Below are 14,656 nucleotides of genomic sequence, written 5' to 3'. Positions count from 1 at the left end.
TCAGTTGCCTCCCACCGGGGCCGCGTTCTTGCCGATCTCGTTGAAGGGGATCCCCTTGTCCAGCCGCGGCTCGGGCGGCAGGCCCAGGACCCGCTCGCCGAGCGTGTTGCGGAGGATCTCCTCGGTGCCGCCGGCCGACTTCAGACCGGGCAGGAACGACGTCATGTACGCCCACTCGCTCGACTCCTCGAGCGCCTCCGGGCCGATGACGTCGGTGATGAGGTCCGCGGCCGCGATCGCCGAGGCGACGACCGTGACCTTGCCGAGGCCGAACTCCGGGCCCGGAAGACGGCCGCCGGCGAGCTCGCTCTGCATGCGGAAGCCGGCGAAGCGGGTCGCGAGCAGCTCGACGCCGATCGCGCCGAGGCGCCGGCGGACGTCGTCGTCCTCGCGCGCGCCGGGCTCGGCGGCCAGGGCGGCGGCGAAGCGATCCGGGCGGTACGAGCTGACCGCGCCGGAGAGCGTCAGGCGCTCGAACATGAGGACGGTGAGCGCGGTGGTCCAGCCGCCGCCGATCGAGCCGAGGACGGCGTCGGCGCCGACCTGGACCTCGTCGAGGAAGACCTCGTTGAACTCCGCCTCGCCCGAGATCTGGCGCAGGCCGCGGACGGTGACGCCCTCGGCGTCCATCGGGACGATGAACATCGTCAGGCCCTTGTGCTTCGGCACGCCCGGGTCGGTGCGGGCCAGCAGCACGCCGTACTGGGCGTGCTGGGCGTAGGTCGTCCAGACCTTCTGCCCCGTGATGCGGAAGCTGCCGTCGGGCTGCTCGACGGCCTTCGTCGTGATGCCGGCCAGGTCGGAGCCGGCGGCCGGCTCGCTGAAGAGCTGGCAGAAGACCTGGTCGCCGTGCAGGAGCGGGCCGAGGTGGGCCGCCTTCTGCTCGGGGGTGCCGTGGGCGATGATCGCCGGGCCCATCATCCCGACCCCGATGACGTCGAAGTGGGCGGGCACGCCGGCGCGGGTGAGCTCCTGGCTGACGATGACCTGCTCGAGCGGGCCCTTCCCGGCGCCGCCGAACTCCTCGGGCCACGTCACGCCGCAGAGCCCGGCCTCGGCCAGCCGGCCCTGCCAGGCGGTGTGCGCGGCGACGCGCTCGTGCTCGTCGGCGATCGCCTGCAGGTCGGGCGCCTCGTGCGCGTGCTCGTCCAGCCAGGCCCGCACCTGCTGGCGGTAGGCCGCCTGCTGCGGATCGTCGTTCAGGTCCACGTCGTCTCCCCTTCGCGGTCGTCGGAGCGGCCTGCCCGCGCGCTGGCTGGCTGACCGGCCAGTCAAGAGCATAGGGGGTCGGCCGCCGCTCGTCGATCACCCGATCGATCGACGCGGTCCGCGCCGCCGTGGTCACGCGGCGCGATCAGTGCCGGTGCCGCGCGCGCCACCCCAGCGGCGTCCCGACGACGAGCGCCAGGCCGAGGACCGCGAGGGTGAGGAGCGTCGTGAGGCCGGTGCCCGGCGGCAGGATCGCGTTCGTCGCCTGACCGACGACGATCAGGGCGATGCCGACGAGGGTCCAGACCGCCGCCGGCACCGCGAGCATCCCGCCGGCCCCGGGCAGGAGCGACAGCGTGAGCACGCGCGACGTCGGAGCGATCCCCACCGAGACGCCGGCGAGCGCGGCTGCGGCCCCGACCGCGGCCAGCGGCCCGAGCGGGTTCCACGCATGGGGCGGGGTGCTGTCGCCGAGGTCGTAGGCGAAGAGCACGGTGAGCGCCCCGCCGACGATCGCGGCGGCGATCGCGACGCCGGGCCGGCTGCGGTGGGCGATCGCGTCGGCGGTCACGAGCACGACGAGCGCCGCGAGCAGGGCGACGATCGGCCGCACGACGCCGACGGCGAGGACCGTGCCGGCGAGCACCCACGCGAGCGGGTGACGGGGCCGGTCGATGGCGTCCTTCAGCGGCAGCACGGCGGGCGACGCTACCGCCCCCGCGGCGCTCGGGCGTCCCCGCGGCTCGCCGCGTGCCGCCGTCGGCGCGGCGGCGGGGACGCGCCGACGCTCAGGCCGCGGCGTCGGCGAGCGGGCCGACGCCCGGCCGGTCCTGGCCGACGTGCTCGTCCGCGTGGTAGCTCGAGCGCACGAGCGGCCCGGCCGCGACGTGGTCGAAGCCGAGCTCCTCCATGCCGATCCGGGCGAGCTCGTCGAACTCGTCGGGGTGCCAGTAGCGGACGACCGGCAGGTGGTCGCGCGTCGGGCGCAGGTACTGGCCGACGGTGAGGATCTGCACGTCGACGGCGCGGAGCGCCTTCATCGTCTCGACGACCTCGGAGAAGCTCTCGCCGAGGCCCACCATCAGGCCGGACTTCGTCGTGACGGCGTCGCCGCCCATCGCCTTGGCGTTCTGCAGCACGCGGCAGGAGCGCACGAACGTCGAGCCGCGCCGCGCCAGCGGGTAGAGCCGCGGGACGACCTCGACGTTGTGGTTGAAGACGTCCGGGCCGGCGTCGATGACCGTCGCCAGCGGCATCTCCTCGCCGCGGAAGTCGGGGGTCAGCGTCTCGACCTTCGTGTCCGGCGACTGGCGCCGGACCTGGTTGATCGTCGCCGCCCAGATCCGCGAGCCGTAGTCGGGCAGGTCGTCGCGGTCGACGGACGTGATCACGGCGTGACGCAGGCCCATCCGGGCGATCGAGCGCGCCACGCGCGCCGGCTCGAGCGGATCGTTCCACGTCGGCGTGCCCGTCATGACGTGGCAGAACCCGCAGCGGCGGGTGCACGTGTCGCCGAGGATCATGAACGTCGCGGTACCGCGCTCCCAGCAGTCGCCGATGTTCGGGCAGGCGGCCTCCTGGCAGACCGTGTGGAGGTTCTCGTCCTCCATCCGGTTGCGCAGCGCGCGGTACGTCTCGCCGCCCGGGGCGGGGACCTTGAACCACTCCGGCTTGCGCGTCCGGAACGGGATCGTCGAGGTGCCCATGACCCGCTGGACGTCGGCGCCGCCCGGGTTGGCGCGCGAGCGGGTCTGACGGACGGGGAGGGCGGTCTGGCTGGCGTCGTCGGCCACGGCTCACGGAGCGTAGCGCTCGCGCACGCCCGCTCCCGTGCGTCGCCTCCGCCGCTCAGGTCGCGGGCGCGTCGCCCGCGGCCCAGCGGGGGACCGCCGACGGGACCCGCACCGGCTCCAGCCCGGCACGGCGCCACGCCTCCGCGGCGGGGACGGACCGCAGCGGTCGCTCGAGCGTCGCGCCGAGCGCCGTCGCGAGGGTCGCGCCCGCGGCGCGGACGAGCGGCTCGTGGTCGAGGCCGGGGTCGTCGGCGAGGTCCGGGGCGCCCCGCTCGCGCGCCAGCGAGCTCACCGGCGCGGTGAGGCCGCAGGGCACGATCCACCCGAACGGCCGCAGGTCCGTCACGAGGTTCAGCGCCAGGCCGTGCGTCGTCACCCCGCGCGAGACGTGCAGGCCGACCGCGCCGAGCTTGCGCCCGTCGGCCGTCCACGCGCCCGTCAGCTCGATCGCCTCGTCGCTGCGGCCGTGAGCGTCGACGCCGTGCTCGCGCGCCACCGCGACCATCGCCGCCTCGAGCGCGGCCACCAGCGCGGGGACGTCGCGCGTCGCGAGCACGGGGTACGCCACGAGCTGCCCGGGCCCGTGGTAGGTCACGCGCCCGCCGCGCCGGACGGCGACGACGTCGATGCCCCGCTCGCGGTAGCGCTCCTCGCCGAGCGGCAGCTCGCTCGGGTCGCTGCGGCGGCCGCGCGTGTAGACCGGCGGGTGCTGGAGCAGCAGCAGGAGGTCGCCGGTCTCGCCCGCGAGGCGCAGCTCCCGCAGGCGGGACTGGAGCTCCAGCGCGTCGCCGTAGGGGACGACGCCGAGGTCCGCGACCTCGATCGCGGACGCGCTCACGACGCCGCCTTGCCCGGCGTCAGGTCGACGGGGCAGCCGTCGAAGCCCTTGCGCAGCTGCTCGGCCGTCGGCGGGTCCTCCGCCAGCATCCGCGGCACGGTGACGGGCTCGAGGCCCCGCTGGCGCATGGCGCGGATGATCCGCGGCAGGGCCTTCAGGGTGTTCTCCTGCACCTCGTGCATGAGGATGATCGACCCGGGGTGCAGGCCCTTGATCGCGCGCTCCGCGATCGTCGACGCCGACACGCCGAGGGCGTCCTGCGTGTCGACGTTCCACAGCACCTGGACGAGGCCGTGGCGCCGGAGGATCCGGTCGGTCCGGCCGTCGTGGGACTCGTACGGCGGGCGGAAGAGCATCGGGGGCCGTCCGAGCGCGCGGGTGCTGGCGCGCTGGCCGGCGAGGATCTCGTCCTCCTGGTCGCGGGTGCTGAGCCGCGCGAGCTGCGGGTGCGTCTGGGTGTGCGAGCCGGAGGCCCAGCCGAGGTTGCGCTCGACGCGCACGTACTCCTCGCGGCCCGGGACGTTGCGGCCGATCCGGAAGACCGTGACCGGCACGTGCTCGCGGGCGAGCAGCGCGATGAAGCGGCCCGACAGCGGCCACGGCCCGTCGTCGAGGGTCAGGGCGACCATCGGCTTGCGCGCGCCGCCGCAGTAGATCGGACGGCCGTTCCGGGCGAACCGGCGCAGCGCGGCGAGCTCGCCGAGATGCGCGGCGGCGTCGCGCCCGGCCGCGGCGGTCTGCCGCGCGAGGAACCGCTCCGGGGCATGGTGCGCGGGCCGCTCGTCGCCCCCGTCGACGAGCAGCGCGACCGCCGTGCCCAGCACGAGGAGCGCCGCGAGCAGCGCGAGGAGCGAGGCGCGGTGACGGCCCGGCGGCGGCACGCGGGACGCGGCCGGTGGGGCGGCGGCGGGCTCGTCCTCGGCGTCCTCGTCCCGGCCCTCCGACGATCGCGGCGCACGGGCGTCCTCGGCGGGCGGATCGGCGTCGCCACGCGCGCCATCCGCGCTCGCGTCGGCGGACCGCGCCGCGCGCGGCGTCGGCGCCTCCGGCGGCTCGTCGTCCCAGCCCCAGTCGTCGTCGTCTCCGGGCACCACGGACGGTCACGGTAGACCACGTCGGCCTCCGCCCCGCGCACCCCTCGATCGACCGCGAGCGGCCGCCGCCGGCTCGACCGGCGTCGAACGAGCGGGGACGCGCCGAGGCGCCCGGCGTACCCTGGGACGCGATGCGCGACGAGGGTCCCCGCTCCGGCGCCCGGGTGCCGCTCTGGCTGCGCCGGCTGCGGTGGCGCACGCGCGGGGCGAGCGCCCGCGGGGCGTTCGTCGTCGCGGTCGCGCTCGACGGCGTCCTGCTCGCGAAGCTCCCCTTCACCGGCGGCGGCGGCCCGCTCCTCGGCGGGCTGCTCCTCGCGGCGTTCCTGAACCTCGCGCTCGTGATCGCCGGCGGGGGACTCGGGTCGCTTCTGCTGCGTCGCCGCGACCCGTCGCTGCCGCGGATCGTCGCGCGCGACCGGGCCGCCACCTACGCGATCGGCGCCGCCGCCCTCGCCCTGGCCGTCGGCGGGCTGCTGCACCGGCCGGCGGTCGTCGACGAGCGCAACCGGATCGACCGGATCGTCCAGGCGGCCCAGGAGCTCGCGCGCCGGGTGGCTCCGGACACGGTCCGGCTCGACCGCGCCGACGTGCGCCGCTACCGCGAGGACCTCTATCGGACCTGCCTGCCGATCGGGCAACCGGGTCGCGCCTGGTGCGCCCTCGTGCGCACGGACGCGGCGACGCCGGAGGCCCGCGAGGACGTCGACCGACGCCCGAACGAGGCGGTCGGCGGGCTGGAGACCGTCGATCCCTGAGCCTCGAGCGCGCCCACCTGCCCGTGGGGGGAGGGGATCACTCCCCGCGAGGGGGCGCCGCCGAGGAGCGCTGCCTCCTGGTCGGTCCGCCTCGGATCGCCGGTCGCGACGGGCGGCTGCGGCGGGATCGGCACCATGGGCCGCGTGCCACGCCTGCGCGCGACCGGGGACCCGAGGACGGAGATCGATCGCCCCGCGTTCCGGCGCGGGCTGCGTGCGGGCACGCCGTTCGCCCTCGCCAACCTGCTGCTGAGCGCGTCGTTCGGGGCCCTCGCGGTCGGGGGCGGCTTCACCGCCCCGCAGGCGGTGGCGATGTCGGCGGTCGTCTTCGCCGGGTCGGCGCAGTTCGCGTCGCTGTCGATCGTCACGGCCGGCGGCGGGCTCGGCGCGGCCGTCGTGGCCGCGGCGTTCATGAACTCGCGGTTCCTGCCGATGGGGATCGTGCTCGCGCCGTCCCTGCCCGGGGGACCGCTGCGTCGCGGCCTCGAGGGCCAGGCGGTCGTCGACGCGTCGTGGGCGATGGCCGCGCGGGGCGACGGGAGCTTCGATCGGTCGTTCCTGCTCGGCGCCACGGCGATCCAGTACCTCACGTGGTTCGTCGGCACGCTCGCGGGCGCGCTCGGGGCGGGGGTGCTCGGGGACACCGATCGGCTCGGCCTCGACGCGATCTACCCGACGTTCTTCCTCGTCCTCCTGCTGCACGAGCTGCGGGGCGGCCGCGGCCGGGGCGTCGCCGCGGCCGGCGCGCTGATCGCGCTCCTGCTGATCCCCGTCGCCCCGCCCGGCGTGCCGGTGCTCGCGGCGGGCGTCGCGGCGCTCGCCGGCCTGCGGCGTCGCCCGGCCGCCTCCGCGGCGGAGGACGAGCGATGAGGATCGACCCCTGGGCGCTGATCGTCGCGGTCGCCGTCGTGACCGCGGCGATCAAGGCGGCCGGCCCCGTCGCGCTCGGCGGTCGCGCCCTTCCCCCGCCGGCCGCGGGCGTGCTTGCCCTGCTGGCGCCGGCGCTGCTGGCCGCGCTCGTCGTCACCGGCGTCGCGAGCCGCGACGGCGAGTGGCACCTCGGGACGGAGGCGGCCGGCGTCGCTGCGGGCGGGCTCGTCGCGTGGCGGGGCGGGACGATCCTCGTCGCGGTCGTCGTGGCCGCCGGGACGACGGCGGGCCTGCGCGCCCTGACGTGAGCCGGACCCGGGACGCATGCCGCTCCCCCCGGGGTGCGGGTCACCCCGACCCGCCCTGGGTTCGGGGCACGTATGCCGACCGCGGGGTGCGGCGCGCCCTCATCCGCGCGGGGAGGCACGCCCCGAGGTCGAAGGGCGCGCGGCGGCGCGGCGGGGCGAACGTCCTCCGCGAAGGTGCCCCTTCCGCGCCGGAGGGCGTTCGGCGCGCTCCCCGACCGGAACCTCCTGCGCGGGAGGCGCCGACCGGCGCCGGGGAGTCTTCGTGCGTCCGCTGGTCACGGCCTCCGCGTGCTCCCCCCAGCGCTCGCCCACGCGCCGTGCCCGCGCCCGACCGGCCGTCGACGTCGGCGGCGTGCGATCCTCGAAGGCCCGTGTCCTCCTCGCCGCCCCAGCCGAACGCGCTTGCCACCACGGGCCCCGACGACGGCGTCTCCGTCGAGGAGGGCACGAAGCGCGGCACGGTCACCAGCCGGATCCCGACGAAGGCGCAGACGGCGCTCGCCCGGCGCCTCGCCGAGGTCCGCGCCACCGTGCCGGCGTGGAGCGCCAGCCGCGACGTCGACGTCGCGGAGCTCGTCGCGCTGCTCCCGGGCGCGGGCCCCGGCGCCCCGGAGCCGATCGACGCGATCATCCGCGCGTGCGGGCTGGCGCTGCGGGCCGGCGAGCGCGTCAGCGGCGCCTGGCGCGACGGGCGGCTGGAGCACTGGTCCCGCGCGAACGTCGCCCTGCTCCTCGACGACGGCGAGGCGCTGGCGACGCCCGTCGTCCACGACGCCGACGGCCAGGACCTCGCGACGATCGCCGCCCGCCGCCGCGACCTGCAGGCGCGCGCGACGGCCCGCGAGCTGCGCGCGCCCGACAGCGGCGGGGCGACGTTCGCGCTGCTGGACGCGGGCTCCGAGGGCCCCGATCGGCTCGACGTGATCATGCCCCCGGGCATCGGAGCGGCGCTCGCCGTCGGGCGGATCGCGCGACGGCCGTGGATCGTCGGCGACGCCGTCCAGGCCCGCCACGTCGTGACGCTGACGCTCAGCGCCGACCACCGGGCGGTCCTGCCCGCGCACGCGGCGGCGTTCCTCGCGCACCTGGCGGCGAGCCTCGAGCAGCCGGCCGTGCTGCTCGGCTGAGTCCAGCGCCGCCCGCTCGACGGTGATCGCGTCGCCGGGCGTCGCTCGCGCCCGGGTCACCGGTCCCCGGCTCGACGCCGGGTCCCTCCGGGCGACGGGGCCCGAGCGCGTGAGTCCCCGGAGGGGGCGTGGGGGACGCGACACCGGCCCGCGCCCGGGTCGCGGCCCGCCGCGGGACGCCGGCGACCCGACGACCGGGTGTCCCCCGCTCGTCGGGAGCGGCGGTGCGCCGGGCCGGCCTCGCGCGCGCGGCGACCTACCGTCGTCGGCGATGCAGCGAGCGAGCAGGTCCTGAGCGGTGTCCGTGGTCGTCATGCCGCGGCTCTCGCCCGCGATGGAGGAGGCGACGATCGTCGCCTGGCTCGTCGAGGACGGCGGCGCCGTCGCCGCCGGGCAGCCGTTCGTGGAGATCGAGGCCGACAAGGCCGCCACCGCGCTGGCCGTCGACGCCGACGGCGTGCTGCGGATCGCCGCCGCCCCGGGCGCGATCGTCGCCCCGGGCGCCGTCATCGCCCGGGTCGACGGCGCTCCGGCACCGGTGCCCGAGCCCCGGCCGGTCGCCTGTCGGGTGCGTCCGCGCGTCGACCAGGCGCCGGTCGCCGCGCCCGAGGTCCGGCGGCCCGCGACGTCGCTGGAGCGCGTCGTCGCGCGCCGGATGACGCAGAGCCGGCGGGAGATCCCGACCTTCGAGGTCGCCGTCGACGTCGACCTCCACGCGCTGCACCGCCTGCGCGCCGACATGCGCAAGGCCGGCGTGAGCGGCGACGCCGGGCGGGTGCCCTCGGTGAACGACCTGCTCGTGCGCGCCGCCGCCGTCGCCCTGCGCGACCACCCGCGCGTGAACTCCCGCTGGGAGGACGGCGAGATCGTCGACCCCGGCCGGATCGACGTCGGCTGCGCGGTGGCGACCGACGACGGCGGCCTCGTCGTCCCCGTCCTGCGCGGCGCCGACCGCCTGCCGCTCGCCGCGCTCGCCGCGGAGGCACGCGAGCTCACCGCCCGTGCGCGGAAGGGCGAGCTCACCGCCGACGAGCTCGCCGCCGCGACGTTCAGCGTGAGCAACCTCGGGATGCTCGGCGTGACGCGCTTCGGCGCGATCGTCAGTCCCGGCCAGGGGGCGATCCTCGCCGTCGGCGCGGCGGTCGAGCGCTACGTGCCGATCGACGGCGAGCCGGTCCTGCGGCCGATCGCGACGCTGACGCTCAGCTGCGACCACCGCGTCGTCTACGGCGCCCACGCCGCGGCGTTCCTCGAGCGCGTCCGGACCCTGCTCGAGCACCCGGGCGCCCTCGCCCTCTGACCAGCGCCCGGCCTGCTCGGAGCCCGCCGCGTCGCGGCGCGTCCTCCGCCTCAGCGCTCGACGTCGAGCAGCGTGAAGCGCAGGCCGTCGTCGCCGGCCTCGAGCATCCCGAAGGTGTGCACCGGCCACCGTCCGCGGCGGTCGGTCGGGCTGCCCGGGTTGAAGATCTGGAAGTCGCCGTCCTGCTCGTGCAGGGGGACGTGGCTGTGCCCGAAGATCACCGCGTCGTGGTCCGGGAACCGCTTGCGCATCCGGTTCAGGCGTCCCTGGGCGGGCCCGGCGTCGTGGACGACGGCGACCTGGCGACCGCCGGCGACGGGCAGCGTCAGGACCTCGGGCAGCTCGCCGGCGAGCGCCGCGTCGTTGTTGCCGAGGACGGCGTGCAGGGGCGGGCCGAGCTCGCGCAGGGCGGCGAGGGTCGGCGCGTCGCAGACGTCCCCGGCGTGGACGATCGCGTCGGCGGCGCGCAGCGCGTCGAGGACGACCTCCGGGAGCGTCGAGCCGCGTCGCGGGAAGTGCGTGTCGCTGATGAGCGCCACGCGCCGCGGTGCGGGATCGCCGCCGTCCTCGGAGGGAGCGAGGGGGGTCACGGCGGGCAGCTTCGCGCATCCGCGGGCCTCCCCGCGTGACCGCGGTCCGGATCGCCGACGACCGGGGCGGGGGCGGTCCGCCCGCCGGGGTAGCCTCGTCGGCGTGCGGGTCGCGCCGATCGAGCCGGGGGACATCGTCGAGGTCGACAAGAAGGGTCGGCGCTTCCTCGCGCTCGTCCTCGGGTTCGAGGTCGACGGCAGCGTGCGGATCGAGCCGGTCTGCCGGGGCATCTCCTGGCGCCAGGCGACCTCCCGCGAGCTCGTCCGGCACTGGAAGAAGGCCGCCCGGCGCCGCGCGCAGCGCGACCCGGACCAGCACGAGGCCCAGCTGGACCTCGATCTCGACGACGACTGAGGGCCGGCGCGATGCGCGGCCGGCCGTCGTCGCGACTCGGATGCCGCTCAGCGGGCGGCGAGGTGCGCCGCGGCCTCGTCGACGCCGTCGTCGCCGTGGAAGACGCGGTCCCCGGTCCAGACGGCCGGGGTCGTGCGCACGCCGCGCTCGATCGCCCGGTCGGTCGCCGCCTCGAGCGCCGCCGCGATCGGGGCGCGCTCCAGCGCCTGGAGGATCGCGCGGGGGTGCATCTCCGACGCCGAGGCGGCGATGAGCACGAACGCCTCGCTGCTCAGGTCGTGCCCGCCCGCGTAGGCCTGGCGGAACGCGGGGAGGCTGAAGCTCACGACCCGGCCGAGGCCCTTCGCGTACCACGCCGCCCGCAGCGCGCGGGTGCTGTCGAAGGGGACCTCCGCCGGCCAGTGGACCGGCTGGAGGCCGCGCTCGGCCGCGGTGCGCGCGATCCGCTCGCGGGCGGCGGACGCGTCGGCGGCGCACCGGAACCCCTCCCACGCGTGCGGGCCGGGCAGGCGCGAGGCGTCGACCGGCACCCACGGGGTGGCGACCGGCAGCGTCCGGATGACCCGCTCGGCGGCGAGGTAGCTCTCCGGGTCCCGAAAGTCGAAGTAGAACGCCGGCGGTCCCTCCGGATCGGGCTCCGCGCCGCTCGTCGAGCCGGCGCCATGGTCGTCGCCGAGGCGGCCCGCCGCCCGCGCCGGGCCCGCGCCGGGCGCGTCGTCCGGCGACGCCCCGGCGGAGGCGACGCTCGGCGCGGCCCCGTCGGCGGGATCCGGGCCGCCACCGGCCCAGCGGGTGACCGGGACGAGCGGCTCGCCCCGGTCCTCGCGCGGCTCCGCGGGGCCACTCACCCGTGGATGAGCCAGCCGTCGGCGGCGCGCGCGGCCTCCAGCACGGCCTCCGAGAGCGTCGGATGGCCGTGGATCGCGCGCGCGACCTCGGCGTAGCCGCCCTCGAGCGCCTTGGCGTTCACGAGCTCCTGGATCATCTCGGTCGCCTTCGCGCCGACGATGTGGCCGCCGAGCAGCTCGCCGTACTTCTTGTCGCCGATGATCTTGATCGTGCCCGACTCGCCGTAGACGGTGCCGCCGCCGACCGCGCCGTAGGGCACCTTGCCGACGGTCACGTCGTAGCCCTGCTCCTTGGCCTGCGCCTCGGTCAGGCCGAACGAGGCGACGTTCGGCTTGCAGAACGTCGCGCGCGGGATGTCGACGTAGGAGATCGGGTGGGTCGTCTCGCCGGCGATGTCCTCCGCCGCGATCACGCCCTCGTCCGAGGCCTTGTGCGCCAGCGCCGGGCCGGGGGTCAGGTCGCCGATCGCCCAGATGCCCTTCTTCGACGTGCGCAGCCGGCCGTCGACCTCGATCAGGCCGCGGTCGTCGAGCTTCACGCCCGCCTCGTCGAGGTTCAGCGCCTCGACGTCCGGCCCGCGGCCGGTGGCGATCACGAGCCAGTCGGCGCGGCCCTCCTGCGGCTCGCCGTCGCCCTTCTGGAAGCGGAAGGTCACGCCGTCGTCGGAGCTGCGGACGTCGGAGACCTTCGTCGAGACGTGGACGTCGATGCCCTGCTTCTTGAACTCGCGGTTCGCCACGCGCGAGATGTCGACGTCCTCCGACGGCAGGACGCGGTCGAGGAACTCGAACAGCTGCGCCTGCGCGCCGAGCCGCGCGTAGGCCGACGCGATCTCGGTCCCCGACGCGCCGGCGCCGACGACGGCGATCGTCCCCGGCAGCTCCTCGAGCGCCCAGGCCTCCTCGGTGCCGATGACGCGCCCGCCGTACTCCACGCCGGGGATCGCGCGGCGCACCGAGCCGGTCGCGAGGATGACGCCCTTCGTGGCGCTGTGGGTCTCGCCGCCGACCGTCACGTCGCCGTCGGCGGTGAGCGACGCCTCGCCCTCGACGTAGTCGATCCCGTTCTTCTTCAGGAGCTGCGCCACGCCGCCGGTCAGCTGGTCGATGACCTTCTTGCGCCGCTCCATGATCGCGCCGAAGTCGACCTCGATCTCCTTGATCCGCAGGCCGAACTCCTCGGCGTCGCGGGCCTCGGTGAGGATGTCGGCCGAGCGCAGCACGACCTTCGCGGGGATGCAGGCGACGGTCGGGCAGCGGCCGCCGACGACGGCCTTCTCGATCACCACGGTCTTCAGGCCGAGCTGCGCGGCCCGGATCGCGGCCACGTAGCCGCCGGGTCCCGAACCGATGACGATCGCGTCGTACTGCGCCATGAGAGTGCCGTTCCTGCCCGTGTCGGTGCGCTCGATGCCCGGCGGCCGCGGTCGCGGGGTGAGCGTGTGGATGTCTGAGGTGCTCGCAGCGGGCTGCGGCCGGTGCCCGTGGGCCCCGTCGCAGCACGGAGTTCGAGCCTATAGGACCGTCGCGGCAGGGCCGCCGCCCGGGGCGGCGGACGGCGGGGACCCGTCGACGGGCGGCGCGTCGGCGTCGTCCGCCGGGCCGCCCCGGGGGCTCAGGCCCGGCCCTCGCGCTCCTCGCGCTCGGCCTTCTGCACGCGGGCGAGGACCTTCACCATCCGGAAGAAGAGGTAGCCGCTGATCCCGACGTGCAGGAACAGGAGCGGCAGCAGCCAGAGCTTCGTGATCCCGAGCAGGGCGATGATGCCGACGACCATCGCGATCGCCAGCACGGTCTGCGTGCCCATGAGCGCCCAGTACCGGAGCTTCCAGCTGTAGACCATCGCGACGACGAACAGCAGCGTCATGAGGCCGTTGCTGAACCGCGTCGCCCCCGCGTCGTCGCCGTCGGCGAGGATGGCGTTGACGACGGTGCCGACGGCGAGCAGGCCCGTCCACGCGATCGCGGCGAGCAGGACCTTCGGGCGCTCGCCGGGCTGCAGCGGCTCGAGCTCGTCGCGGATCTTCGCGTTGCGCTCCTCGGCGCGGGCGTAGCCGCGGGCCATCGCGTCGCGCCCGCTCGGCGCGGGCGGCGGCTGGAAGTCGCGGCGCGCGGCGGTCTTGGCCGCCGCGGCCTGGCGCTTGCGCTTGCGCTTGCGGTCGGCCATCGGGCGCATCATGCCGCGTCCCGCGCGCTCGTGTGACGTGCGTCCGCCGCCGATCGGTCGGGCACGCGCGCCCGGCCGCGCTCGGCGGGCGTGCGCACTGCGTCGTAAGGTCGCGGGTGGTGCCCCCGCCGGAGAACCCGTCCGCCTCCGAGCTGCGACCCGCGCGCAGGGCCGAGCGCTACGCGCGGGCGCTCGGCGACCGGGACGCGCCGCTGGCGCTGCTCGACCTCGACGCGCTGCGCGCGAACGCCGCCGGGATGCGCGGTCGCGCGGGCGGCACGCCGATCCGGGTCGCGTCGAAGTCGCTGCGCTGCCGACCGCTGGTGGAGCGGATCCTGCGGGAGGAGCCCGGCTACCGCGGGATCCTCGCGTTCACGCTGCCCGAGGCGCTGTGGCTCCACGAGCACGGCGCCGACGACCTGCTCGTCGCCTATCCGACGGCGGACCGCGCCGCGATCGCCGCGCTCGCCCGCCGGACCGCGGAGGCGCCCGACGGCGCGCCGATCGTCATGGTCGACGGGCGCGAGCAGCTCGACCTGCTCGCGGCGGCGGCCGGGCCCGACGGCCCGCCGCTGCGCGTCTGCCTCGACCTCGACGCGTCGTTCCGGCTCGTCGGCGGTCGCCTCGCGGTCGGACCGAAGCGCTCGCCGCTCCACGCGCCCGCGGAGGCCCGCGCGATGGCCGAGGAGATCGCGGCCCGTCCGCGCTTCCGCCTCGTGGCGATCATGAGCTACGAGGGGCACATCGCCGGCGTCGGCGACCGGCCGCCCGGGGCGCCGCTGAAGGGCGCGGTCCTGCGGCGGCTCCAGCGGGCGTCCTACCGCGAACTGCGCGAGCGGCGGGCGGAGGCGGTCGCGCTCGTGCGCGAGGTCGCCCCGATCGAGATCGTGAACGTCGGCGGGACCGGCGACCTGCACCTCGCCGCCGACGAGCCGGCGATCACCGAGCTCACGGCCGGGTCGGGCTTCTACGCGCCGACGCTCTTCGACGCCTACGCCGCGTTCCGGCTCGAGCCCGCCGCGCTCTTCGCGCTGCCCGTCGTGCGGCGACCCGGTCCCGGCGTCGTCACGGCGCTCGGCGGGGGCTACCTCGCGTCCGGCGTCGGGGCGGCGGACCGGATGCCGCGGCCGTACCTGCCGCCCGGCCTCTCGCTCGACGGCCTCGAGGGAGCGGGGGAGGTGCAGACCCCGTTGCGGGGGCGCGCCGCGGACGCGCTGGCGATCGGCGACCGGGTGTTCCTGCGCCACGCGAAGGCGGGCGAGCTCTGCGAGCGGTTCGATCGCCTCCTCGTGATCGAGGGCGACGCGGTCGTCGACGAGCTGCCGACGTACCGCGGCGAGGGGCGGACGTTCCTGTGAGGGGCCGGGCGGCGCGACGGGACGGCCACGACGCGGGGCGGGAG

16 protein-coding genes are annotated in these 14,656 nt (G+C 76.7%); 7 read left to right on the top strand and 9 right to left on the bottom strand.

Annotated features, from left to right (window positions below; translation table 11 throughout):
- The 5 genes from SK069_RS11925 to SK069_RS11905 all read right to left on the bottom strand — a co-directional run bounded on the left by SK069_RS11925 (window position 1) and on the right by SK069_RS11905 (window position 4,934).
- A complete protein-coding gene (locus tag SK069_RS11925; protein ID WP_319954460.1) occupies window positions 1–1,209 on the bottom strand; it encodes an acyl-CoA dehydrogenase family protein in 1,209 nt (402 codons plus the stop codon).
- A 145-nt stretch (window positions 1,210–1,354) separates the two neighbouring features.
- On the bottom strand, window positions 1,355–1,906 hold the full coding sequence (locus SK069_RS11920) for a hypothetical protein (RefSeq protein ID WP_319954459.1): 552 nt from the start codon (window positions 1,904–1,906) through the stop codon (window positions 1,355–1,357).
- 91 nt (window positions 1,907–1,997) lie between these two features.
- Window positions 1,998–2,915, bottom strand: coding sequence for a lipoyl synthase (gene lipA, locus SK069_RS11915; RefSeq protein WP_319954567.1), 918 nt, complete (start codon window positions 2,913–2,915; stop codon window positions 1,998–2,000).
- Window positions 2,916–3,057: 142 nt separating this feature from the next.
- Window positions 3,058–3,840, bottom strand: coding sequence for a lipoyl(octanoyl) transferase LipB (gene lipB / locus SK069_RS11910; protein WP_319954458.1), 783 nt, complete (start codon window positions 3,838–3,840; stop codon window positions 3,058–3,060).
- Window positions 3,837–4,934 (bottom strand): polysaccharide deacetylase family protein, encoded by a 1,098-nt coding sequence (locus SK069_RS11905; RefSeq protein ID WP_319954457.1) that lies wholly within the window; start codon window positions 4,932–4,934, stop codon window positions 3,837–3,839. The genes lipB and SK069_RS11905 overlap by 4 nt, the downstream gene beginning before the upstream one ends.
- Before the next feature lie 131 nt (window positions 4,935–5,065).
- Here SK069_RS11905 and SK069_RS11900 point away from each other — a divergent pair, with 131 nt between their 5' ends.
- From SK069_RS11900 to SK069_RS11880, 5 genes are all read left to right on the top strand, one after another.
- Window positions 5,066–5,689 carry a hypothetical protein gene (locus SK069_RS11900; protein WP_319954456.1) on the top strand — a complete coding sequence of 208 codons (624 nt, stop codon included), beginning with the start codon at window positions 5,066–5,068 and terminating at the stop codon, window positions 5,687–5,689.
- A gap of 144 nt (window positions 5,690–5,833) precedes the next feature.
- Window positions 5,834–6,559, top strand: coding sequence for an AzlC family ABC transporter permease (locus tag SK069_RS11895; RefSeq protein ID WP_319954455.1), 726 nt, complete (start codon window positions 5,834–5,836; stop codon window positions 6,557–6,559).
- The gene (locus tag SK069_RS11890; RefSeq protein ID WP_319954454.1) at window positions 6,556–6,867 is read left to right on the top strand and encodes an AzlD domain-containing protein; all 312 of its coding nucleotides are present in this window, start codon (window positions 6,556–6,558) and stop codon (window positions 6,865–6,867) included. Before SK069_RS11895 ends, SK069_RS11890 begins: the two co-directional genes overlap by 4 nt.
- 371 nt (window positions 6,868–7,238) lie before the next feature.
- On the top strand, window positions 7,239–7,994 hold the full coding sequence (locus SK069_RS11885) for a 2-oxo acid dehydrogenase subunit E2 (protein WP_319954453.1): 756 nt from the start codon (window positions 7,239–7,241) through the stop codon (window positions 7,992–7,994).
- A gap of 298 nt (window positions 7,995–8,292) precedes the next feature.
- The gene (locus tag SK069_RS11880) at window positions 8,293–9,294 is read left to right on the top strand and encodes a dihydrolipoamide acetyltransferase family protein (RefSeq protein ID WP_319954452.1); all 1,002 of its coding nucleotides are present in this window, start codon (window positions 8,293–8,295) and stop codon (window positions 9,292–9,294) included.
- Window positions 9,295–9,344: 50 nt separating this feature from the next.
- On the opposite strand, the gene SK069_RS11875 is transcribed toward SK069_RS11880, so the two are convergent.
- Window positions 9,345–9,884, bottom strand: a complete 540-nt coding sequence (locus SK069_RS11875) for a metallophosphoesterase family protein (protein WP_319954451.1) — start codon at window positions 9,882–9,884, stop codon at window positions 9,345–9,347.
- A 103-nt stretch (window positions 9,885–9,987) separates the two neighbouring features.
- Between SK069_RS11875 and SK069_RS11870 the strand changes: the two genes are divergently transcribed.
- Window positions 9,988–10,239 carry a hypothetical protein gene (locus SK069_RS11870; RefSeq protein WP_319954450.1) on the top strand — a complete coding sequence of 84 codons (252 nt, stop codon included), beginning with the start codon at window positions 9,988–9,990 and terminating at the stop codon, window positions 10,237–10,239.
- A gap of 47 nt (window positions 10,240–10,286) precedes the next feature.
- On the opposite strand, the gene SK069_RS11865 is transcribed toward SK069_RS11870, so the two are convergent.
- The 3 genes from SK069_RS11865 to SK069_RS11855 form a co-directional block, all read right to left on the bottom strand.
- Complete coding sequence (locus SK069_RS11865) at window positions 10,287–11,087, bottom strand: DsbA family protein (protein WP_319954449.1); 801 nt, start codon at window positions 11,085–11,087, stop codon at window positions 10,287–10,289.
- Window positions 11,084–12,463 (bottom strand): dihydrolipoyl dehydrogenase, encoded by a 1,380-nt coding sequence (lpdA, locus tag SK069_RS11860; RefSeq protein WP_319954448.1) that lies wholly within the window; start codon window positions 12,461–12,463, stop codon window positions 11,084–11,086. The genes SK069_RS11865 and lpdA overlap by 4 nt, the downstream gene beginning before the upstream one ends.
- 239 nt (window positions 12,464–12,702) lie before the next feature.
- On the bottom strand, window positions 12,703–13,254 hold the full coding sequence (locus tag SK069_RS11855; protein WP_319954447.1) for a hypothetical protein: 552 nt from the start codon (window positions 13,252–13,254) through the stop codon (window positions 12,703–12,705).
- A 119-nt stretch (window positions 13,255–13,373) separates the two neighbouring features.
- Between SK069_RS11855 and SK069_RS11850 the strand changes: the two genes are divergently transcribed.
- A complete protein-coding gene (locus tag SK069_RS11850) occupies window positions 13,374–14,612 on the top strand; it encodes an alanine racemase (protein WP_319954446.1) in 1,239 nt (412 codons plus the stop codon).
- Window positions 14,613–14,656: the final 44 nt, after the last annotated feature.

Origin of the sequence: Patulibacter brassicae (assembly GCF_033949425.1) — a bacterium.
Classification (GTDB): Bacteria; Actinomycetota; Thermoleophilia; order Solirubrobacterales; family Solirubrobacteraceae; genus Patulibacter; species Patulibacter brassicae.
The sequence above is the reverse complement of the archived record's forward strand: the minus strand, read 5'-3'. Positions and strand labels throughout refer to the sequence as shown.

What these genes read in the sequence shown, in the direction of transcription:
- SK069_RS11855 (WP_319954447.1), bottom strand. Translation starts at nt 13,254, where the DNA reads ATGGCCGACCGCAAGCGCAAGCGCAAGCGCCAGGCCGCGGCGGCCAAG.
- SK069_RS11890 (WP_319954454.1), top strand. Translation starts at nt 6,556, where the DNA reads ATGAGGATCGACCCCTGGGCGCTGATCGTCGCGGTCGCCGTCGTGACC.
- SK069_RS11900 (WP_319954456.1), top strand. Translation starts at nt 5,066, where the DNA reads ATGCGCGACGAGGGTCCCCGCTCCGGCGCCCGGGTGCCGCTCTGGCTG.
- lipA (WP_319954567.1), bottom strand. Translation starts at nt 2,915, where the DNA reads ATGGGCACCTCGACGATCCCGTTCCGGACGCGCAAGCCGGAGTGGTTC.
- lpdA (WP_319954448.1), bottom strand. Translation starts at nt 12,463, where the DNA reads ATGGCGCAGTACGACGCGATCGTCATCGGTTCGGGACCCGGCGGCTAC.